This window comes from Microvirga sp., from assembly GCF_014699075.1.
GTDB lineage: Bacteria > Pseudomonadota > Alphaproteobacteria > Rhizobiales > Beijerinckiaceae > Microvirga.
This window is the reverse complement of sequence record NZ_JACXAB010000072.1, coordinates 1-19,823: the sequence shown is the minus strand read 5'-3', so window position 1 is coordinate 19,823 and position 19,823 is coordinate 1. Positions and strand designations below refer to the sequence as shown.

The window sequence follows — 19,823 nt, the reverse complement described above, 5'->3', positions numbered from 1 at the left end:
CTTTCCCCTTCTCCCAGCCGGGAGACATTACGGGAAAATTCCCACTTTGGCCGGTCCAGTTTCCAGGGAGAAGGTCAGGTCAATGACGGCTTGCGAGCGTCATCCCCAGGGCTTTCAGTTCCTGTTCGGCAATCTCAGTGACGACACGGTCCGCCATCTCCCTGAGTTCGGCCTTGTCACCTGGTGAAAACAGGCGTGGCCTCATCTCCAGAATGCACAGGGAGCCCAGCCGGATGTCCCGCAGGTAAACCAGCGGGGCTCCGGCATAGAACCTCAGATGAGGCTCCCCGAGCACCAGGGGATTGGTCCTGAACCGTTCATCGGCCAGCATGTCGGGAATGACGAAAATGTCGTCGCTCAGGATCGTGTAGGTGCAAAACGCGGTGTCACGCGGGAGTTCTGAAACATTCAATCCTTGCGCAGCCTTCACCCGGAGCCTCTGACGGTCAACCAGCGTAATGAGGGCCATCGGCACGTCGAAATGGTCTCTGGCTTCGCGGCAGATTGCATCGAGCGCCGGATCGGAACCCGCCAAGGCCCCAGTTTCCTCAAGGATCCGGAGGCGCTCCTCCTCATGGTCAGCAAGGCTCGTCATGTGTGCCCCCTGCGAAAGGGTGTCGGAGCGCTAGGGGCGGAGTCCGGACCTATGCGCATCCCGCGAGTGCGACGGGAATCCGTCGACCCAGTGTCCTCAGTGCTGCGGCACGAGGAACTCAATGCCGTTCTGCCGCCCGATCTCGAGCAGGCGCGGCACGTCCGGAGGTCCTGACGGCGGCGGCAGCTCTCTGGTCCCGGGCGGCATCAGCTGGCCGGCCTGCGAGAAGAACCCGATGTGGGCGGTGCCCGGCGCGTTGAGGATCAGTGCCCGCGCTGGAGCTTGGCCGATGTTGCGGAAGGTATGCACCTCCCCGCGTGGGATCTTGACGAAGTCGCCGGCGGTGGTGGTGCGGCTCTCCGCGCCGACGATGAACTCGAACGTGCCGTCGAGGACGTAGAAGGCCTCATCATCAGCCGGATGCCGGTTCGGCGGTGGGCCAGCACCTGGCCCAACCAGTCCCTCGACCAGACAGTAGCCGGCGGCGGGATCGCGGACGAGAAAGCGCAGCAAGATGCCGGCGAGATAATAGGTGTCGGTTTGTGGATCGGACATGGGCGCACCTCTCGTGCCGGACGCCCCACCAATCCGGACTCCGTCGATAATAGAGGCCACGTGACCCTTGGCCAACATCCGTTGGCAGACCATGAGGTGGTATGTGCGAGAGTCGAAGGCGTAGGGGCATTGCCCCGGAACGTGGTAGAAGAGGGCGTGCTGCTCCCTCGTCGGGGGCGCTGACCGTCGGAGCTGAGCATGTCCTCCAAGTTCCACGCAAGGAGTGCAGTCGCTTACGAACAGCTTATGGGTCGCTGGAGCCGGATCCTGGCGCGCCCGTTCCTGGAGTTCACCGGATTGGAACCCGGTGAGCGGGTACTCGATGTCGGCTGCGGAACGGGCAGCTTGACCTTCATGCTTCCCCTAGTCGCTGATGTCGCCCACGTCAGCGCGATCGACTACTCCGAGATTTACGTCGAAGCGGCGCGGGAACGGAACCCAGACCCTCGGATCACCATCGATAGGGCCGACGCATGCGCCTTGCCGTTTTCGGATGCTGCGTTCGACCGGGCCCTCGCGCTTCTCGTCCTGCACTTTATCCCTGAAACCGAACAGGCGGTCAGGGAGATGTGCCGGGTTGTGCGGCCAGGCGGGGTCGTGGCCGCCGCTGTATGGGACAGCTACGGCGGCATGCCCTACCAGCGTATGTTCTGGGACACGGCCGTGGCTCTCGACCCCTCCGCTGCGGCCGCAAGGGCCGAGAGCTATTTCAAGCCGATGACGAGGCCAGGAGAGATGCGGGGCCTCTGGACTAAGGTTGGGCTCGCCGATGTCGTGGAGACCGCTCTCACGATCCGCATGGATTATCAGAGCTTCGACGACTTCTGGGCCCCGTTAGCCGCTGGGGAAGGGCCGCTTGGAAAGTACGTGACTGCCCTAGACAAGGACAAGCGCACGGCTTTTGAGCAAGCGTTACGCGAGGCATATGAGGCGACACAGCCGGATGGCCCGCGGTCGTTCGCGGCCGTAGCCTGGGCTTGTCGCGGGGTTGTTGCCGATGGGTAGCATGGAAGGGAGCGACGGTGATCCATGCCTCGTGCGCTCCGCAGAACGCCCCTGCGTCAGTTCCTGTTACACCTGCTGCTTAAGACTGCTTCGGTCCTGAAACTGTTTCTCGTTATTCGAGAAATTAGATGATAGATTGCTCGCGCAATACCACTCTTCCGGCAAAGCATGAACGTCTCGTTTTGGCACATCTGAGACCAAGGCCTGAGGACCGTTAATCCGGCAGGAGCGGACATTGGGCGAGGGCAGGAGATCACGCAAGGTTGACCCAAATCGCGAGATCATAGCGCTTTGAAGATCTTTTCGAGCCGCTCCAAGGCGTTTACAACCGCCTCAGCTTTCGGCCCGAGTTCGTCCAGGATACGTCGTTCGAAGGCGAGAGCCTTGGGGACGATCTGCCGATAAGCCCTCTCGCCCTGGGTGGTGAGCGTCAGGATCTCCTCACGCCTGTCCTCCTCGCTTTCGCGGCGCCTTAGCCAGCGCCGCTCCTCCAGCGCCCGCACCGCCCGGCTCACCTTGGTCTTGTGCATGGCCGAGTGCCGGCCGATGGCCTTGGCGCTCATCGCCTCGAACTGCCCCAACGTGGCCAGCACCCGCCATTCCGGGATCGTCAGGTCGTGGTGAGGGCCATAGACCGAGCGAAAATCCTGGGAGACGGCCGCGGCGATCCGGTTCAGGCGATAGGGGAGAAAGTGTTCAAGCTCGAGTTTGGCCATTGGTTGTTGGTTACAAAATGGACAGTTACAGTCGCGACCAACTCTAGGAGGTCATGTCCATGAATGTCCAGAACCCGTCACTGCCTCAGAGCTCGGCCAAGCTTGAGAGCGCCATTCGGCCCGGCTACATGTCCGGCTTCGGCAATGGCTTCGAGACCGAGGCGCTGCCCGGCGCCCTGCCCATCGGGCGCAACTCGCCCCAGAAATGCGCCTACGGGCTCTATGCCGAGCAGCTCTCCGGCTCCCCTTTCACAGCGCCGCGCACCACCAACGAGCGCTCCTGGCTCTACCGCATCCGGCCCACCGTGACCCATTGGGGCCAGTTCCGGAAGGCCGATATCGGCCTCTGGCGGACCGCTCCAGCCGTCGAGGTCGAGGTTCCGATCGCGCCCATGCGCTGGGACCCGATCCCGATCCCGGAGGAGAAGCTCTCCTTCCTGGAGGGCATCCGCACCATCACCACGGCGGGTGACGCCAGCTCGCAGGCCGGCATGGGAGCGCATGTGTACCTCGTCACCCGCTCGATGGTGGACGAATACTTCTACAATGCCGACGGCGAGCTGCTGTTGGTGCCGCAGCAAGGGGACCTCCGTCTTTGGACTGAGTTCGGCATCATCGACATTGAGCCGGGTGAGATCGCCGTCATTCCACGCGGCGTAAAGATCCGGGTCGAGCTCACCAACGGACCAGCCCGAGGCTACCTGTGCGAGAACTATGGCGGTGCGCTCACCCTGCCGGAGCGCGGGCCGATCGGAGCCAACTGCATGGCCAATCCGCGTGACTTCCTCACGCCGGTGGCGGCCTACGAGGACCAGGATGCGCCCTCGAAGATGTACGTGAAGTGGGGCGGCTCCCTCTGGGTGGCCGAGATGGACCACTCGCCGCTCGACGTGGTGGCCTGGCACGGCAACTACGCGCCGTACAAGTACGACCTGCGCCGCTACTCGCCGGTGGGACCGGTTTTGTACGATCATGCCGACCCGTCGATCTTCACGGTGCTGACCTCGCCGTCCGAGACGCCCGGCACCGCCAACATCGATTTCGTGCTCTTCTCCGACCGCTGGCTGGTAGCGGAGAACACCTTCCGGCCGCCGTGGTACCACATGAACGTGATGAGCGAGTTCATGGGTCTGGTCTATGGCCAGTACGATGCAAAGACAGGCGGCGGTTTCGTGCCGGGCGGCATCTCCCTGCACAACACCATGCTGCCGCACGGGCCGGACATGGACGCGTTCGAGAAGGCGAGCAACGTGGAGCTGAAGCCGCACAAACTGGAAGGCACGATGGCGTTCATGTTCGAGACGCGCTTTCCCCAGAAGGTGACGGCCTTCGCGGCCGAGACCGAGGCGCTGCAGAAGGACTACGCTTCTTACGGCCACAAGCTCAAGAAGCATTTCAACCCGAACCAGCGGTGAGCGAAACGATGGCTCAACTCGATCATACGCACGATCCGAAGCTTGGAAGCTGGGTGGCCTCGGCCAATGGTCACCCGGACTTTCCGATCCAGAACCTGCCGCTGGGAATCTTCAGCTCCGGCGGCGGCGCTCCGCGCGGTGGCGTGGCCATCGGCGACCAGATCCTCGACTTGTCGGCTGCCTTGGCAGCCGGCCTCTTTACCGGGGAGGCCGCACGGGCGGCGGAAGCTGCCTGCGGTTCGGTGCTCAACCCTTTCTTAGCGCTTGGGGCAGGATCCCGGCAGGCTCTGCGCGCAAGGCTATCCGCACTGCTGCAAGCGGGCAGGCCTGACCAGGGCAGGGTCGAGCTATGCCTGCGACCCGCCTCCGACTGCACGCTGCACCTGCCAGCGCACATCGGCGACTACACGGACTTCTATGTCGGCATTCATCATGCCACCAACGTGGGAAAGCAGTTCCGCCCCGACAACCCGCTGCTGCCGAACTACAAGTATGTCCCGATCGGGTATCACGGCCGCGCGTCATCGATCCGACCCTCGGGTGTGCCGGTGCGGCGGCCGCTAGGGCAAACGAAGCCGCCGGATGCATCGGAGCCAGGCTTCGGGCCCAGTCAAAGGCTCGATTATGAGCTGGAGCTGGGCGTCTGGATTGGACTCGGCAACGAACTCGGCACGCCCATTGATATCGGCAAGGCATCCGACCACGTGGGCGGCTTCTGCCTGTTGAACGACTGGTCGGCCCGCGACATCCAAGCCTGGGAATACCAGCCGCTCGGTCCGTTCCTGTCCAAGAACTTTGCCAGCACTATCTCGGCCTGGATCGTGACGCCGGAGGCGCTGGCACCGTTTCGCATCGCGCAACCCGGGCGACCAGGGGGCGATCCCGCGCCCCTGCCATACCTGACGAATGAGGCGGACCAGCGTGAGGGTGCACTGGATCTGGAACTTGAGGTTCTGCTTCTCACCCCAGGCATGCGGGCAAAGAGACTGCCGCCGCATCGGCTCGCCCTGTCCAATGCCCGACACATGTACTGGACAGTGGCCCAGATGGTCACGCACCACACCAGCAACGGCTGCAATCTGCAGCCCGGCGATCTGCTGGGCACGGGAACGATCTCGGGTCCCGATCAAACCAGCTGCGGCAGCATCCTGGAGGCGACGCTGGGCGGTAAGAGCCCGATCAACCTCGCCTCGGGAGAGGAGCGCCGCTTCCTGCAGGATGGGGACGAGGTAATCCTGCGGGCCCGCGGCTGCCGGGATGGTTTTGCGCCGGTCGGGTTCGGCGAATGCCGTGCCATGATCCTGCCGGCTGCGTGAGGGTGCAGGCATGAAGCTCTATACGTATTGGCGGTCTACCTCCTCCTACCGGGTGCGCATTGCCTTCGCCTTGAAGAAGCTTGAGGCGGAGCAGGCTTTCGTTCATCTGGTTCGCAACGGGGGAGAGCAGAATGCTTCCAGCTACCGGGCGATCAACCCGCAGGGCCGCGTGCCGGCGCTCGAACTCGATGACGGCAGCATTCTGATCCAGTCTCCTGCAATTCTCGAGTATCTTGAAGAGATCTATCCGACACCTGCGCTTCTGCCGTCCGATCCATTAGCAAGAGCCAAAGTCAGGGCAGTGGCGTCGATCATCGGTTGCGATGTTCACCCGCTGCACAATGTCGGTCCGCTCAACCATCTCAGGAAAGTTGTCGGTCGTTCAGAGCCGGAGGTAACCGCCTGGATCGCCGCCTGGGTGGGGCAGGGGCTTTCGACCGTCGAAGCTCTCATCGGCAACGAAGGCTTTTGTTTCGGTCCGGAGCCCACACTGGCCGATGTTTTTCTCCTGCCGCAACTCTACGCAGCACGGCGGTTTGCGGTGCCGCTGGAGGCTTACCCACGCATTCTCCGAGTCGAGAAGGTTGCAGGCGAGCATCCAGCATTCCTCAGCGCGCATCCTGCCAACCAGCCGGACGCAGAATAGAATGAATCAGCAGGGTTTCTGAGACGAGGTTCCGTCCTTTGAAGCTTCACAGCGGCCGCTTACGCTATAAGCGGCCGCTTTCGTTTTTAGCGGTATCGATACGGCCTTCGCTGAATGCACGCTGCCACCACTACCAAAGTCAATGCATTCGTCTATTGCAAACGCATTCGCTATTCGGTACCTATATTGGTAAGCTCTGACAAAAGAGCGGACAGTATGAAAGGCAGAAGGGAAGGAACCGCCCGAAAGCTGAACCCGGCATTGCCGGAAACGGTGCGGCGGGCGTGCGAAGGCGAAAGTCGGCACTCCTCATTCTTCCCTAGGCCCTTTGAGAACTGGCAGGCCTTGCCTGCCCAAAACCCGGGTGGGTTGTGCGCAATAGGCGTGGAACCCGCAGCCGAATTTGTACCCTTGAGGGAAGGAAAACATGATGCCAAACCGTACAGCCCTGAAAGCAGCTCTCCTTGGTAGCGCGCTCGCCATGTCATCGGCAGCTTTTGCTCAAGAGATCAAAATTGGTTTTAACGGCGATCTTTCGGCTTCGCCGTCTGCACAGAGCGGGCAGGCCGGCGTGCTCGGCATCCAAGCCGCCATCGAGGATATCAACGCAGCCGGCGGCGTGCTCGGCCGCAAGCTGACCCTTGTCGTGCGCGATGACCTCTCGCAGCCGCCGAAATCGATCCAGAACATGAGCGATCTCATTGACAACGAGAAGGTTGTGGCGGTCCTCGGCCCGACCAATTCCGGCAATGCGCTCGCTTGGAAGCACATCCCCAACCAGAAGAAGAATCCGTCTATCGGCTGCATCGGCTCCGCCACCGACATCACCAAGCCTGCAACCGCCAACGCTGAAAACTACATGTACCGCGTCTCGATGGTGGATCGGGCGCAGGTTGCCGGCCTCATTGCCTATACGAAGAACAATCCCGCTATCAAGAACGTGGGCTTCCTCGTTGAGACCACGGGCTACGGCCAGGGTGGTTTGAAGGATCTCCAGGAACTCGCCGAAGCCAAGGGCCTGAAGCCGGTGGCGACTGAGAAGTTCGGCGTCAACGACACTGACATGACCTCCCAGCTCAACAAGATGAAATCAGCCGGGGCCGATGCGGTTCTCGTGTGGGCGCAGGGAACCCCAATCGCCCAGCTCGTCCGCAGCATGGAGAAGATCAACTACTTCCCCGTGACCCTCACCTCCTGGGCGGCGGATAACGCGAGCTTCTTCGATACCGCAGGCAAGGCGTTGGCCGAGAAGCCGATCTTCATGCGCACCATCACCGAAGATCGCACGCCCAAGCAGCAGCAGCTTTTTGATCGCCTGGCCCCGAAGATGGCCTCCAAGAGCGCTTTCAGCTTCGCAGCGCATTGCTACGACGCGCTCATGATTACGGCTGCCGCAATCAAGCAGGCGGGCAGCACGGAAGGGCCGAAGATGCGCGAGGCACTCGACAACCTTCAAGCGCCGGTCGAAGGCATTATGAAGACCTACAACAAGCCGTTCTCCGCGTCCGAGCACGAGGCGCTGACTGCCGCCGACTATCGCTGGACCCATTGGAAGGACGGAAAGCTGGTCACCTACACGGACGATGTCGTGAAGGCTCTCAAGCCGACCGACTTCACACAATAAGACTCTAGCTGCACAGCCTGCCGTTCCTCTCCGGACCGGCAGGCGCCGACACTTTGCACCGTTGGAGCTTCCATGGACGTCTACCTCCAGACACTCCTCAGCGGCCTCGCCATCGGTGGCGTCTACGCCCTGATCGCGCTCGGTTTCAGCATCACCTTCACAACCACCAAGACACTGAACTTTGCTCAAGGCGAGTTCATCGCATTTGGTGCTTTCATCGGCGTGACGATGCTCCTGCTGTTCTCCGGCCTAGCGAGCACAACGACGGCTGTTCCAAGTGAGGCGGCTTCCGCTTGGCGGTACCCTGCGGCAGTCATCGCCGCCGGAGCGGTCGCGGGCTTGATGGGAGTACTCATCTTTCTGCTTGCGGTCAGACCCTTCGCCGGGAAAGGGGGCATGAACTGGGTGATGAGCACCCTCGGGTTCGGCGTAATGCTCCAGAGCATCGGACTTGCCGTCTGGGGCCCTGCGCCCGTCATGGTGCCGTCACCGCTGGGGGATGACGTGCTGCGGATCGCCGGAGCCGGCGTACGCCCGCAGGAGCTTCTGGTTCTAGCCTGCGCTATCCTGATCATGGTGGCGCTCGATCTGGTGATGCGCCGCTCGCGCATCGGCAAGGCCATGATGGCCGTGGCGCACTCGCCCCAGATCGCGAGCCTGATGGGCATCAATGTCGGCCTGGTCATGATTGGCGCTTTCGCCCTGTCGAGCGGTCTCGCAGGCGTGGCGGGCGTTCTGATTGCGCCGATTGCCTCCGCATCCCTGTTCATGGGCATTGGTTTCGCCCTTAAAGCATTCTCGGCGGCAATCATCGGTGGCCTCAACAACCCACGCGGTTGCATTTATGGCGGCTTCATACTGGGCGTGCTGGAGTCTGCCGTGGGCCTCTGGCAGGCGCAATGGCGTGAGATTGTGGTGTTCGGCCTGATTATCCTGGTTCTGGCGTTTCGCCCGGCGGGCCTCTTCGGCCAGGCTGCTGTCGACAAGGTTTAGCTCTCATGCGCCACTTGATCGGATCCGTCGCTGTCGCAGCCGTGATCGCCGCAGTTGCGTCGTTCATCGAGAACGAGTTCTATCTTCGCACCCTGTTCATGATCTGCGTCTACTTCCTGTGCGCAGCGGGCATGAACGTGCTCCTGGGCTTTGCTGGACAGAAATCGCTCGGGCAGGCCGGCCTGTTCGCGGCAGGTGCTTATGCTGTGGCCCTGCTGACAACCCGCTACGAAATTGGTCCCTGGTTATCCCTTCTCTTAGCGTGCGGCGTATCGGCCGTCTTTGGCATCCTGATCGCGATGCCGTCGCTGCGCGTGAAAGGGCCGAGCCTTGCGATGGTCACCCTGGCCTTTGGTATCGTGATCGAAAAGGTGGTCACGGAAGGATCCGAGGTGTTCGGCGGCGCGATGGGCATCTATGCGATTCAGCCGCTTCATATCGGCGGCGTGCCTTTCACCATGCTGCAATGGGTCTGGTTCGGGCTGGGGCTCTGCTTCGTCGCTCATCTTCTCCTGCGCAATCTTCTGCAGGGCCGGTTCGGACGCGCCTTCCTGTCGCTGCAGGCTGACGAGGTAGCGGCCGGTGCCGTGGGTGTTGCGGTGTACCGCTACAAGGTCCTTGCCTTCGTTATCGCTGCTGTGACCTGCGGGCTGGCAGGCGCGCTCGTGGCGCAGCAGAACCAGTACATCAACTCCGACTTCATCAATTTCCACCTGTCGATCTTCATTCTTCTTCTCGTGCTGTTCGGCGGCAGCGGTTCACTCTATGGCCCGCTCCTCGGATCGGTGACCCTCGTCATCATCGGGGCGCTCGTGGCACGCTGGACCTGGATTGAGCATTTTGTGAACGGTGCATTGCTGCTCTTCGCCCTCTACGCCATGCCGAAGGGACTGGCCGGCGTCTTCGGCTCGATTTTCAGGAGGTTCGGGCTTGGACACAGCGCGGGCAAAGGCGTTGAGCCGAGCCGGGCTGCAGCGGAGCTGCCGACCCGATCCCTCCGCCAGACGGCTGCGGGAAGCCTGCTGACGGCCGACAGCCTCAACAAGGCCTTTGGCGGTGTCGTTCCCGCCAAGGATGTATCCGTCAACCTGACGGTAGGTCACATCCATGCCCTGATCGGACCGAACGGCGCAGGCAAGAGCACCTTCATCAACATGCTGACCGGCATCATTCGGCCCGATCGCGGTAAGGTGACGTTCCTGGGCCAAGACATCACGCAGCAGACGGTTCATGGCATCTGCGGCCATGGTGTGGCGCGCACCTTCCAGAATCTCAGGCTGTTCAAGGATCTGTCCGTCCGTGAGAACGTGCTTCTTGGGCAGCATTCCCGCATGCAGAACGGTTTTGTCTCATCGCTCCTCGGGTTACCCAAGGCGCGGCGGGAGGAGGCCAAGGCCCTGCAGAAGGTCAACAATATTCTCCAGTTCACCGGGCTTTTGCCCTATGCCGACGCTCCAGCGGGAAGCCTCGCCTACGGTCTTCAGCGCCGCGTCGAGCTGGCGCGGGCCCTGGCCTCGGAACCTCTGCTCCTCCTCCTGGACGAGCCCGCTGCCGGTTTGAACCCGCAGGAAACGGCGGAGCTCGGCCAGCTGCTGGTGCGGATCCGCAACGAGGGACTGACTATTCTTCTGATCGAGCACCACATGGATCTCGTCATGACGATCTCGGACCACGTGATCGTGCTCGACTACGGCCAGAAGATCGCCGAGGGCGCGCCGAGCAAGGTCCAAGCGGATCCAAGGGTGATGGAGGCCTATCTCGGCACCTCCGTCGAGGCAGCCTAGGGCAGGGGGCACGCATGCTGAAGCTGAAAGACGTGAATCTCGCCTATGGACCGATTGCTGCGGTTCGCAAGGTCTCCATCGATGTGGAGGCCGGGGAGGTCGTCGCCATTGTGGGCGGGAACGGGGCTGGCAAGAGCACCTTGCTCAAAGGTATCGCTGGTCTGATGCCCGTGAGCTCGGGGCAGATCATCTTCGATGGTGAAGAGATCTCGCGGCTTGCGCCCCATAAGCGGGTGGCGCGGGGGATCGCCCTCTCACCGGAAGGGCGTCAGGTTTTTCCGGATCAGACGGTCTATGACAATCTGACCTTGGGCGCCTATTTCCGGCGGCTGTCCAACGATGCCCTCGATGCCGAGGTGGAGGAGCAGTTCACGCTGTTTCCGCGGCTGCGGGAGCGGCGTGATCAGCTCGCCGTCACCCTGTCAGGCGGCGAGCAGCAGATGCTAGCCATCGCGAGAGCCCTGATGGGAAAGCCCCGTCTGCTTCTGCTCGACGAGCCTTCCCTTGGCCTTGCGCCGAAGATCATCCAGGAGATTTTCGGCATCATCGTATCCCTGCGTAAGTCTGGCATCACCATCCTGCTTGTGGAACAGATGGCCAATATGGCACTTGCTATTGCGGATCGGGCCTATGTGCTCGAAACGGGGAGCGTTACACTGTCTGGCACTGGGCAGCAGCTCCTTCACGATCCCAAGGTCCGCGCGGCGTATCTCGGGATTTCCCACAGCGCCGCGTGAAGCGGGGCGGATCACAAACACTGAGCGGGTCATGAGCATAGAAGGACGCGGCGTACAATCGGTTGAGGTCGGGGGGCGTATCCTCTCGGCTTTGGTCAAAGCGGGAAAGCCGCTGATGCTGCGCGAACTCGCAACCTTGGCCGATGTTGCGCCTGCCCAAGCCCATGCCTACCTCGTGAGCTTCCGTAAGCTCGAACTCGTCGAGCAGGATATCGCAAGCGGCCGCTATCAGCTTGGTCCCTTCGCCCTCCAACTCGGCATCGCGCGGCTGCGCAGCTTCGATCCCCTGCGGCTCGCGGGTCACGCCATCGTCGAGTTTGCAGAACAGATCGACCACATGGTGACCATTGCCGTGTGGGGAACCCATGGTCCTACCATCGTACAGGTTCAGGAGGGCAGCGATCAGGTCCACGTGAACGTGCGCACCGGCACCGTTTTTTCCGTCACCGGCACCGCGACCGGAAAGGTCTTCGCGGCCTTCATGTCGCCCAAGGTCATCGAAGCTCAGTTGGCCGAGGAACTGCGCAAGGGGGCCCGCATCCAAGGCGTGGGCACGGCAACGTCGCGCAAGGAGCTTGAGGCCGAGATCATAACTGCGAGAAGGCTTGGTTATGCCTCCACGGAGAGCAAGCCCGTCACCGGCATCAACGGTATTGCGGCTCCCGTCTTCGACTATAGCGGACAGATGCAACTCGCCATCACCGTTATTGGACCGACCGGGGTTCTTGACATTCATCCCGAGGGTGCCGACGCCAAGGCCCTGCTGGCGTTCACGCGCAGGTTGTCAGCCCAGCTCGGTTACATGCCTCACGCCATCGATGGGACGCCGCAGGAGGAGGCTGCGCAGACTGCGGCTACCGCTGCTCCCGTGAAGCGTCGTCGCCGGGCATAGCTTCTCTCCCTCCTGTCGCTTTCGATCCAACGCTTTTGCGCGCTACGCTCTCGCGGCGCCGGGCGTGCTTTTTGCCTACGCATAGTGGCAAGTCTCATTATCGGACGCACTTACTACTATTCGCTATTTGCGAATGCATTCGTCATATGATTTTATGATGTCAATGCCGCCGCGATCAACGGGGCGGTGTTTTCAACCAAGTCAGGGAGCCGGATCGAATGCTGCTCAAAGGGCGTATTGCGCTGGTCACAGGCGCCGGTCAGGGCAATGGTGCTGCCATTGCGCGTGGCTTAGCGAAGGAAGGGGCGCGGGTTATCGCGACCGACCTGAATGGCGAGGCGGCCGCCCACACGGCCAGTTCCATCGTGAACGAGGGTGGAGAGGCCTGGTCCTTTACTCTCGATGTTGCCGATTCAGACGCATGCGGTGCTCTGGCGCGCGATGTGGAAGCGTCCATTGGGCAAGTTTCCATCCTCGTGAACAATGCCGGCATATGCCCGCGCAACACCATCGACAGCCCGGATGTGATGCGCTCCTGGGATGCCGCGATGCAGGTGAACCTGAACGGCACCCTGAACGTCACGCTTGCCTTCGTTTCTGCCTTGCGCGCGACGAAAGGCACGATCATCAACATGGCCTCCATTGCCTCCTTCGTATCGACCGCGACATCGATCAGCTACTCGACGTCTAAGGCCGCCGTGCGCATGCTGACCCAGAATCTCGCGCAGGAACTCGCCAAGGATGGTGTTCGCGTCAATGCCATCGCTCCAGGCACCCTCAACACGCCGATGACCGAGGCAACGCGCACCAATCCCGAGCGGGCGGAGCGCTTCCTGTCTCGAATTCCCCTCGGGCGCTTCGGGGAGCCGGAGGAACTCGTCGGTCCGACCGTCTTCCTCGCGTCCAGCATGTCGAGCTACGTGACCGGAACGACTCTCGTGGTCGACGGCGGATACCTGGCAGTCTGAGGAGGCCAGCATGATCGTTCGCATGGGACTCCTCACGCGCAGGCCTGAAGTGAGTCCGGCCGAGTTCAGACGCCACTGGCGCGAGGTGCATGGCCCTCTGGCCGCGCGCCTGCCCGGCCTGCGGCGCTATCATCAGAACCACGTTGTCGACGACCGCCAGCTTGCCATCGATCATGCCCGCGGTCCCTGGTCTATCGACGGCATTTCTGAGCTGTGGTTTGACAGCGAAGACCAGATGACGAGGGCCTTATCCTCCGTCGAGTACCAGGCGGTCGCACGTGACCACCAGCTCTTTGTCGGTCCAACGGCGCTGATCACCGCCGTGCAGAATGTGGTCGTGCCCGTCGATCCCTCTGCCGGGCCACTCGTGAAGCGCATGTCAATTCTGACACGGAAGCCGGGTCTGACCCCTGAGAAGTTCAAGGAGGAATGGTGGGGCTTCCACGCCGAAGCTGTCAGCAAGTTTCCGAACCTGATGGGGTACACCCAAAATCTGGTGACCGGGAGAAGCTTGGGCCTCGGCCAGCCCGCCGCCTACGAGGCTCTTCCCATCGATGGCATGGTGGAACTGTGGTTTCGCTCCGTTACAGACGTCGAGGCCGCGTTCCGCTCCCGGGCGGCAGATGTCTCGCAGACGCATGCCCTCAGCTTCATCGCCGAAATCACAACTTTCCTCGTGGAAACCTATGAGGTCGTCTCAGCGGGGATGAGCCAGAAGTCGAACCCGTAAGGCATGCAAAACATCTTGAATGAGCGAATGCGTTCGTCTAAAACAAATTTATGAACGCATTCGCGTATGCTGAATCAAAGTTCTCCCGGCGTGTTTGACCCAGCCGGTACGAGATGCGAGGAACGCCATGAAGCCAACGAAGACTGTCACCTGCGATGTCCTTGTTGTCGGATCGGGAGCAGGTGGTCTGGCGACCGCTCTAACGGCCCGTCATCATGGGCTCGACGTTATCGTTACAGAGAAGGAGCCGGTCTTCGGCGGAACGACCGCACGCTCCGGTGGCTGGATGTGGATCCCCTGCAATCCGCTCGCGCAGAAGGAAGGCTTCAACGACTCTAAGGAAGCTGCGCGCACCTACCTCCAGCACGAAGCCGGCAATCACTTCGATGCTGGCCGGGTCGATGCCTTTCTTGAGAATGGCCCGAAGATGGTTGAGTTCTTTGAGAAGAACACCGAGATGGAGTTCACCCTCGGGCCCGCTTTCTCTGACTATCATCCCGATGCGCCGGGTGGCACGTCCGGCGGCCGGTCGATCGTGGCGACACCTTACGATGGCCGCAAACTCGGCAAGGAGATCGCGCGCCTGAGGCCACCGCTCAAGGAAATCACCTTCCTCGGAATGATGATCGGCTCCGGGAAGGAACTGCTGCACTTCTTCAATGTCACGCGCTCCGTCAAATCCGCAGCTTATGTGGGTGTGCTTCTGGCGAAATACGGTCGGGATCTGGCCTCGCACGGACGTGCGATGCGGCTGACCAACGGCAATGCGCTGATCGGGCGGCTCGCAAAATCCGCCTTCGACCGTAACGTTCCTATCTGGACCTCCTCACCGGTCAAGGACCTGGTCGTGGAGGATGGTGCTGTCAAGGGCGCACTAGTGCAGACCGAAGATGGTGTGACCGAGGTCCGCACCCGCCGCGGCGTCGTGCTCGCCGCTGGCGGCTTCCCGCAGGATGTGCTGCGCCGCAAAGAGCTCTTCGCGCATGCTCCCACTGGACGGGAGCATTGGTCGCCGGCACCTCCCGGTAACACAGGCGATGGCATCCGCCTCGGTGAGACGGTTGGAGGCCGCGCGATCGAGGGGCTACCGAATGCGGCGGCTTGGGTGCCCGTTTCGCTGGTTCCACGCCGTGATGGAACATCAGGTCCGTTCCCGCATTTTATCGACCGCGGCAAGCCGGGCGTCATCGCCGTCACCAAAAGCGGCAAGCGCTTCACCAATGAGTCCAACTCCTACCATGACTTCGTGCAGGCCATGATCGGCGCCTGCGGGGACGATCAGGAAAAGGCGGCGTGGCTCATCGTCGATCATCCGACAATCCGCCGCTATGGCCTCGGGTTCGTGAAGCCCTTCCCAGTGCCCCTGACGCCTTATCTGCAGAACGGGTATTTGCTCAAAGGACGAACGTTGCGCGAACTCGCGCAGAAAGCCGGCATTGATCCTGCTGCCTTCGAACACACCGTGGAGACTTTCAACCGCGATGCCCGGAAGGGCGAGGATCCGGAGTTCAAGCGCGGCAGCACCGCCTATAACCGCTATCTTGGCGATCCAGACCAAAAGCCAAATCCCTGTGTCGGTCCGATCGAGCGCGGCCCCTTCTATGCGGTGAAGGTCGTGCCGGGCGATCTCGGGACCTTTGCGGGTCTTCGCACCGATCCGAATGCGCGAGTTATTGACGAGAGTGGACGGGTCATTCCGGGCCTCTATGCCGCTGGCAACGATATGGCGAGCATCATGGGCGGCAACTATCCAGGCGGCGGCATCACGCTAGGTCCGGCCATGACGTTCGGCTACATCGCCGGCCGCCATCTGGCGGGCGTGACGGAGGAGAGTACATCCGTCACGAGCAGGCCAGCGGCGTAAGCCACCCCTTTGCGGCAGCCGAACGGCGGAAAAGAGAGAAGCGTCATGACGTCACCGCACCGGCCGTGCCTGTTCGAGCCTCTGCGCATCCGCGGCATCGAACTCAAGAACCGCGTGGTCATTTCGCCGATGTGCCAGCATTCGGCGGAGGAGCGGGGCTGCGCCGGCGCGTGGCATTTGGTTCATTTGGGCAAGTTCGCTCTTGGTGGCGCGGGGCTGACCTTCGTCGAGAGCACCGCCGTGGAGCCGGGAGCACGGATCGGCGTGCGGGACGTGGGGCTCTGGTCGGATGAGCAGGTCGCACCGTTCCGGGCGATCGTCGATTTCGTGCACCAGAACGGCGCGGCTATCGGCGTCCAGCTTGCCCATGCTGGACGCAAAGCCGGGTCGCAGGCCCTGTGGGAGGGTGGACGCGCCTTGACCATGGAGCAACTGAGGGAAACAGGCGAGCCTTGGCGCCGCATCGGTCCGAGTGCTCTTGCAGCGGGCCCCGAGTGGACCGTTCCGGAGGCCCTAAGTGGCGCAGGCATCGCCGAGATCAGGCAAATGTTCATTGCCGCGACCGAGCGGGCTGACCGGGCCGGCTTCGACGTTCTCGAACTGCATTTCGGCCACGGCTATCTCGTGGCATCGTTTCTGTCGCCGCATTCCAATCGCCGCGAAGACGATTATGGCGGCTCCCGCGACAACCGTATGCGGCTCGCCCTTGAGGTTGCGCGCGATGTCCGGGCAACGTGGCCTCAGGATAAGCCGCTGTTCGTGCGGATCTCCGCGGTCGACGGCACCGAGGACGGCTGGGGGCTGGACGAATCCATTGTTCTCTCGCGCGCGCTCAAGGCCATCGGCGTTGACGTCATCGATTGCTCGTCAGGCGGCCTGTCCGACGAGACGCGCAACATGAACGTTCCAAGAGGACTGGGCTTCCAGGTGCCGTATGCGGAGCGCATCCGCCGCGAGGCCGATGTCCTGACGCAGGCTGTGGGCGTCATCCTCGACGGGCCGCAGGCGGAGGCCATCCTGCAGGAGGGCAGGGCGGATCTGATCGCGGTCGGCCGCGAGGCGCTCTACGACCCCTACTGGCCTCATCACGCAGCTCACGATCTTGGTTATGACCTGCGGTTCGACGACTGGCCCATTCAGCATGGGCCATGGCTCGCCAAGCGCGCGCCTTTAATTGCAAAACTCCGTTCCGCGGACAACAACGCCAGACGCCTGACAGGCTCAGGCCGGTAATCGGGAGAAGCAGAGAATGTCCAGCAAAGCCTTCGCCTCGACAGGAGATCTGTCGGACAAGACGGTGTCGTTCACCGAGATCGGGCCCGATCTCTACGCCTATACCGCTGAGGGAGACCCGAACACCGGCATCATCATCGGCGATGACGGTTGCATGGTCATCGACGCTCAGGCCACCCCAGCTATGGCCGAAGATGTCATTGCTCGTGTGCGCAGCGTGACGGACAAGCCGATCAAATACGTGGTGCTGTCCCATTACCATGCCGTGCGGGTGCTCGGCGCCTCGGCTTACAAGGCGCAAGGCATCATTGCCTCGAATGCCACCTATGACCTGATCGTGGAGCGTGGCGAACAGGACAAGGCCTCCGAAATCGGGCGATTTCCTCGCCTGTTCCGGGGCGAGAACAGCATTCCGGACGGTTTGACCTGGCCGACGCTGACGTTCGAGAGCGGCATGTCGATGTTTCTCGGCAAGCGCGAGGTGAAGCTGTTCCACCTCGGCGCAGGGCATACCGCCGGCGACATCGTCGCCTGGGTGCCGGATGCCGAGGTGATGTTCACAGGCGACCTCGTGGAATATCACTCGGCCTGCTATTGCGGCGATGCCCACCTGCGTGAGTGGCCGCAGACCCTTGACGCCATCTTGGACTTCCAGCCCAAGGCGATCGCGCCCGGCCGCGGTGATGCTCTGCAGGGCGAGCGGCAGGTGCGCGAGGCCGTGGCCATGACGCGGGATTTCGTGGGCACCCTCTACGGCGCCGCAGAACTGTCGGTAGCGCGTGGCCGCTCGCTGAAGGAGACCTTCGCGGCTACCCGCGAGGTCATGGACCCGAAGTTCGGCTCATTCGCCATCTACGAGCACTGCCTGCCGTTCAACGTCGCCCGCGCCTTCGATGAGGCCTCGGGCATCGATCACCCGGTGATCTGGACCGCCGACCGAGATCGGGAAATGTGGGCAGCCCTGCAAGGCTAGAAGCAACTGCCACAGCGAAATCAACCAAGGGAGGGGATAGTCTAGGTTGTTCCCTCCTGAGTACCGGCCCGCCAAGACGGCCTGAACACTCGGCCGGCCTCAATCGCCTGCACCGAAGACTAAGCGCCGATGTTCTCTCGCGAACTCAAACTGGAGTGAAGCATGATCATCCGCAGCGGGCTGATCCGCAAACGCGACGATGTCGATTTCACCCAGTTTTCCGAGCACTGGCGTCATGTGCACGGTCCGCTCGCGCTGCAGGTCGCGGCCATGCGGGCATATCGACAGAATCACATCCTCGCTCGTCGTCCCTCGCCACACGCCGCAAGGCTGCACCGCGTGGATGGCATCTCGCAACTCTGGTTCGACGACATCGAGTCCATGCGGGTGGCCATGGATTCCGCAGAACAGCGCGCCTGTGTCGAAGACTTGCACACGTTCCTCGATGGCGTCACCATCGTGGTGCAGCAGGAGGGAGACACGTGGCAACACGGTGACGCCAGCCGTCTGCCGGCGAAGTTCGTTTATCTGCTGGGTGGTCCGGACGCTGCTCTGAAGGCTTTGGACGAAGAGCTCTTCGCCGTGCTCGCCGCTCACTGGAAAACATGGCGCTTCGCACCAATCGGGTCGTCAATGAGGAACACTCGGCGAATCCGGCCGTCCCATCGGGTCCCCCGGTCGTCGACGCCGTGCTGGAAGTCTGGTTACCAGAAGGCGCGAACGATGAGACGATGCAGAGTGCGCTCGCCCATAACATCGACATCAAGGTTATCGGAGCGTTCCAGGTTGATGAGTTGACCCTGAAAGCCCTCCAGCGGTGAACGATCGTGGCTTGACAACTCATAGCTGAGCAACCAGGCGGCGCGTATGAAGGTCACACCATGATGTCCCTTGCTCGAACGAGTACTGCCCAGCCGAAGAGTCGAAAATCGCTGGCTAAAGGCATTCTCTGGGGGCTCATCGCGGCAATCGCTTGGTCAGGCTACAATGTTGGATCGCGCCTCGGCCGGATGGAGGGGCTTGCCCCGATGGACATGTCGACGCTCCGATTTAGCGTCGCAGCCATCCTGTTGGCACCGTTTGTCGTCTTGCGCGGCAGGAAACAGAGCTTCGGATGGCTGCGCGTCCTTACACTTGTGGCTTTGGCAGGGCCATTGTTCGGCCTCCTGATCAATACCGCTTTCGGTTTGGCACCGTTGTCGCATGCGGTGGTGCTAACCGCCGGTGGCACGATGGCGAGCAGTTCCACGCTGGCATGGATTCTCGATCGTACGGAGCCCGCTCCGTTCCGACTGCTGGGGATGACCATCCTACTCGCCGGTTTCTGTTAATCGCCTCGGGCCAGGATGTGAGCCCCCAGGAACCGGGCCATATATGGTTGGGAGACTTGTGCTTCGCCGCCGCTGGGACGCTTTGGGGTACGTTCACGTATCTTCTCGGACGTTGGAAAGTCGAGCCTCTGGCGGGCATTGGATATGTTTCAATCCTCTCGACGGTTGCTTTCCTGCCGTTCTTTCTGGCATGGCACACCAACGGCCCTGTTCCTTCGAGCGCGTGGGTCAGCCAAGCCGTTTTTCAGGGCGTGCTAGGCGGATGCCTGGCACCTGTCGCGATTGCGAAGACGGTTTCCCATCTTGGCGCGACAGAGGCATCACTCTTTCCCTCGATCGTTCCATCGGGCGCACTTCTGCTTGCGATTCCTGATTGTGTGCGTCAAGTTCTGCAAAGCGGGGCGGCCGAGCAGGCTGGCTAAGCGGCTTCGCGGAGTTGATCCTTC

At 62.0% G+C, this 19,823-nt stretch carries 20 protein-coding genes and 1 pseudogene; 18 read left to right on the top strand and 3 right to left on the bottom strand.

Annotated features, from left to right (window positions below; all coding sequences use genetic code 11):
* Positions 1-79: 79 nt before the first annotated feature.
* Positions 80-595 (bottom strand): GAF domain-containing protein, encoded by a 516-nt coding sequence (locus IC232_RS29805; RefSeq protein WP_190848567.1) that lies wholly within the window; start codon positions 593-595, stop codon positions 80-82.
* Between the two features lie 96 nt (positions 596-691).
* Positions 692-1,150 carry a cupin domain-containing protein gene (locus IC232_RS29800; protein WP_190848566.1) on the bottom strand — a complete coding sequence of 153 codons (459 nt, stop codon included), beginning with the start codon at positions 1,148-1,150 and terminating at the stop codon, positions 692-694.
* A gap of 198 nt (positions 1,151-1,348) precedes the next feature.
* Here IC232_RS29800 and IC232_RS29795 point away from each other — a divergent pair, with 198 nt between their 5' ends.
* Entirely contained in the window at positions 1,349-2,155 is an 807-nt protein-coding gene (locus IC232_RS29795) for a class I SAM-dependent methyltransferase (protein WP_190848565.1), read from the top strand.
* 281 nt (positions 2,156-2,436) lie between these two features.
* On the opposite strand, the gene IC232_RS29790 is transcribed toward IC232_RS29795, so the two are convergent.
* Positions 2,437-2,871: a MarR family winged helix-turn-helix transcriptional regulator gene (locus IC232_RS29790; protein WP_190848564.1), complete on the bottom strand. Its 435-nt coding sequence runs from the start codon at positions 2,869-2,871 to the stop codon at positions 2,437-2,439.
* A gap of 59 nt (positions 2,872-2,930) precedes the next feature.
* On the opposite strand from IC232_RS29790, the gene hmgA reads away from it, so the two are divergent.
* The 17 genes and pseudogenes from hmgA to IC232_RS33525 all read left to right on the top strand — a co-directional run bounded on the left by hmgA (position 2,931) and on the right by IC232_RS33525 (position 19,799).
* Positions 2,931-4,286: a homogentisate 1,2-dioxygenase gene (hmgA, locus tag IC232_RS29785; protein ID WP_190848568.1), complete on the top strand. Its 1,356-nt coding sequence runs from the start codon at positions 2,931-2,933 to the stop codon at positions 4,284-4,286.
* Positions 4,287-4,294: 8 nt separating this feature from the next.
* Entirely contained in the window at positions 4,295-5,602 is a 1,308-nt protein-coding gene (gene fahA / locus IC232_RS29780) for a fumarylacetoacetase (RefSeq protein ID WP_190848563.1), read from the top strand.
* A 10-nt stretch (positions 5,603-5,612) separates the two neighbouring features.
* Positions 5,613-6,248 carry a maleylacetoacetate isomerase gene (gene maiA / locus IC232_RS29775; RefSeq protein ID WP_190848562.1) on the top strand — a complete coding sequence of 212 codons (636 nt, stop codon included), beginning with the start codon at positions 5,613-5,615 and terminating at the stop codon, positions 6,246-6,248.
* Between the two features lie 430 nt (positions 6,249-6,678).
* Positions 6,679-7,872: an ABC transporter substrate-binding protein gene (locus IC232_RS29770; RefSeq protein ID WP_246812492.1), complete on the top strand. Its 1,194-nt coding sequence runs from the start codon at positions 6,679-6,681 to the stop codon at positions 7,870-7,872.
* A 72-nt stretch (positions 7,873-7,944) separates the two neighbouring features.
* Entirely contained in the window at positions 7,945-8,865 is a 921-nt protein-coding gene (locus tag IC232_RS29765) for a branched-chain amino acid ABC transporter permease (RefSeq protein WP_190848560.1), read from the top strand.
* 5 nt (positions 8,866-8,870) lie between these two features.
* Positions 8,871-10,649: an ABC transporter permease subunit gene (locus tag IC232_RS29760; RefSeq protein ID WP_190848559.1), complete on the top strand. Its 1,779-nt coding sequence runs from the start codon at positions 8,871-8,873 to the stop codon at positions 10,647-10,649.
* 14 nt (positions 10,650-10,663) lie between these two features.
* Entirely contained in the window at positions 10,664-11,386 is a 723-nt protein-coding gene (locus IC232_RS29755) for an ABC transporter ATP-binding protein (RefSeq protein WP_190848558.1), read from the top strand.
* Between the two features lie 31 nt (positions 11,387-11,417).
* Positions 11,418-12,278 carry an IclR family transcriptional regulator gene (locus tag IC232_RS29750; RefSeq protein ID WP_190848557.1) on the top strand — a complete coding sequence of 287 codons (861 nt, stop codon included), beginning with the start codon at positions 11,418-11,420 and terminating at the stop codon, positions 12,276-12,278.
* Positions 12,279-12,496: 218 nt separating this feature from the next.
* Complete coding sequence (locus tag IC232_RS29745) at positions 12,497-13,246, top strand: SDR family NAD(P)-dependent oxidoreductase (protein ID WP_190848556.1); 750 nt, start codon at positions 12,497-12,499, stop codon at positions 13,244-13,246.
* Between the two features lie 10 nt (positions 13,247-13,256).
* Complete coding sequence (locus IC232_RS29740; RefSeq protein ID WP_190848555.1) at positions 13,257-13,976, top strand: EthD domain-containing protein; 720 nt, start codon at positions 13,257-13,259, stop codon at positions 13,974-13,976.
* Positions 13,977-14,103: 127 nt separating this feature from the next.
* Positions 14,104-15,840, top strand: coding sequence for an FAD-dependent oxidoreductase (locus tag IC232_RS29735; protein ID WP_190848554.1), 1,737 nt, complete (start codon positions 14,104-14,106; stop codon positions 15,838-15,840).
* A gap of 45 nt (positions 15,841-15,885) precedes the next feature.
* Positions 15,886-17,073 carry an NADH:flavin oxidoreductase/NADH oxidase gene (locus IC232_RS29730; protein ID WP_190848553.1) on the top strand — a complete coding sequence of 396 codons (1,188 nt, stop codon included), beginning with the start codon at positions 15,886-15,888 and terminating at the stop codon, positions 17,071-17,073.
* Between the two features lie 16 nt (positions 17,074-17,089).
* A complete protein-coding gene (locus tag IC232_RS29725) occupies positions 17,090-18,046 on the top strand; it encodes an MBL fold metallo-hydrolase (protein WP_190848552.1) in 957 nt (318 codons plus the stop codon).
* A 162-nt stretch (positions 18,047-18,208) separates the two neighbouring features.
* Positions 18,209-18,457, top strand: a pseudogene (locus IC232_RS33530) (EthD family reductase); the annotation flags it as partial.
* A gap of 194 nt (positions 18,458-18,651) precedes the next feature.
* Complete coding sequence (locus tag IC232_RS32715; RefSeq protein ID WP_246812490.1) at positions 18,652-18,867, top strand: hypothetical protein; 216 nt, start codon at positions 18,652-18,654, stop codon at positions 18,865-18,867.
* A gap of 60 nt (positions 18,868-18,927) precedes the next feature.
* A complete protein-coding gene (locus IC232_RS29715) occupies positions 18,928-19,377 on the top strand; it encodes a DMT family transporter (RefSeq protein ID WP_190848550.1) in 450 nt (149 codons plus the stop codon).
* Positions 19,302-19,799, top strand: coding sequence for an EamA family transporter (locus tag IC232_RS33525; protein WP_409564991.1), 498 nt, complete (start codon positions 19,302-19,304; stop codon positions 19,797-19,799). The genes IC232_RS29715 and IC232_RS33525 overlap by 76 nt, the downstream gene beginning before the upstream one ends.
* The last annotated feature ends 24 nt before the right edge of the window (positions 19,800-19,823 follow it).

Coding starts and splice junctions, on each gene's coding strand:
- IC232_RS29760 (WP_190848559.1), top strand. CDS start 8,871: ATGCGCCACTTGATCGGATCCGTCGCTGTCGCAGCCGTGATCGCCGCA.
- IC232_RS29725 (WP_190848552.1), top strand. CDS start 17,090: ATGTCCAGCAAAGCCTTCGCCTCGACAGGAGATCTGTCGGACAAGACG.
- IC232_RS29735 (WP_190848554.1), top strand. CDS start 14,104: ATGAAGCCAACGAAGACTGTCACCTGCGATGTCCTTGTTGTCGGATCG.
- IC232_RS29755 (WP_190848558.1), top strand. CDS start 10,664: ATGCTGAAGCTGAAAGACGTGAATCTCGCCTATGGACCGATTGCTGCG.
- IC232_RS29795 (WP_190848565.1), top strand. CDS start 1,349: ATGTCCTCCAAGTTCCACGCAAGGAGTGCAGTCGCTTACGAACAGCTT.
- IC232_RS29800 (WP_190848566.1), bottom strand. CDS start 1,150: ATGTCCGATCCACAAACCGACACCTATTATCTCGCCGGCATCTTGCTG.
- IC232_RS29750 (WP_190848557.1), top strand. CDS start 11,418: ATGAGCATAGAAGGACGCGGCGTACAATCGGTTGAGGTCGGGGGGCGT.
- hmgA (WP_190848568.1), top strand. CDS start 2,931: ATGAATGTCCAGAACCCGTCACTGCCTCAGAGCTCGGCCAAGCTTGAG.
- IC232_RS32715 (WP_246812490.1), top strand. CDS start 18,652: ATGGCGCTTCGCACCAATCGGGTCGTCAATGAGGAACACTCGGCGAAT.
- IC232_RS29790 (WP_190848564.1), bottom strand. CDS start 2,871: ATGGCCAAACTCGAGCTTGAACACTTTCTCCCCTATCGCCTGAACCGG.
- maiA (WP_190848562.1), top strand. CDS start 5,613: ATGAAGCTCTATACGTATTGGCGGTCTACCTCCTCCTACCGGGTGCGC.
- IC232_RS29765 (WP_190848560.1), top strand. CDS start 7,945: ATGGACGTCTACCTCCAGACACTCCTCAGCGGCCTCGCCATCGGTGGC.
- IC232_RS33525 (WP_409564991.1), top strand. CDS start 19,302: ATGGATTCTCGATCGTACGGAGCCCGCTCCGTTCCGACTGCTGGGGAT.
- fahA (WP_190848563.1), top strand. CDS start 4,295: ATGGCTCAACTCGATCATACGCACGATCCGAAGCTTGGAAGCTGGGTG.
- IC232_RS29715 (WP_190848550.1), top strand. CDS start 18,928: ATGATGTCCCTTGCTCGAACGAGTACTGCCCAGCCGAAGAGTCGAAAA.
- IC232_RS29740 (WP_190848555.1), top strand. CDS start 13,257: ATGATCGTTCGCATGGGACTCCTCACGCGCAGGCCTGAAGTGAGTCCG.
- IC232_RS29770 (WP_246812492.1), top strand. CDS start 6,679: ATGCCAAACCGTACAGCCCTGAAAGCAGCTCTCCTTGGTAGCGCGCTC.
- IC232_RS29745 (WP_190848556.1), top strand. CDS start 12,497: ATGCTGCTCAAAGGGCGTATTGCGCTGGTCACAGGCGCCGGTCAGGGC.
- IC232_RS29805 (WP_190848567.1), bottom strand. CDS start 595: ATGACGAGCCTTGCTGACCATGAGGAGGAGCGCCTCCGGATCCTTGAG.
- IC232_RS29730 (WP_190848553.1), top strand. CDS start 15,886: ATGACGTCACCGCACCGGCCGTGCCTGTTCGAGCCTCTGCGCATCCGC.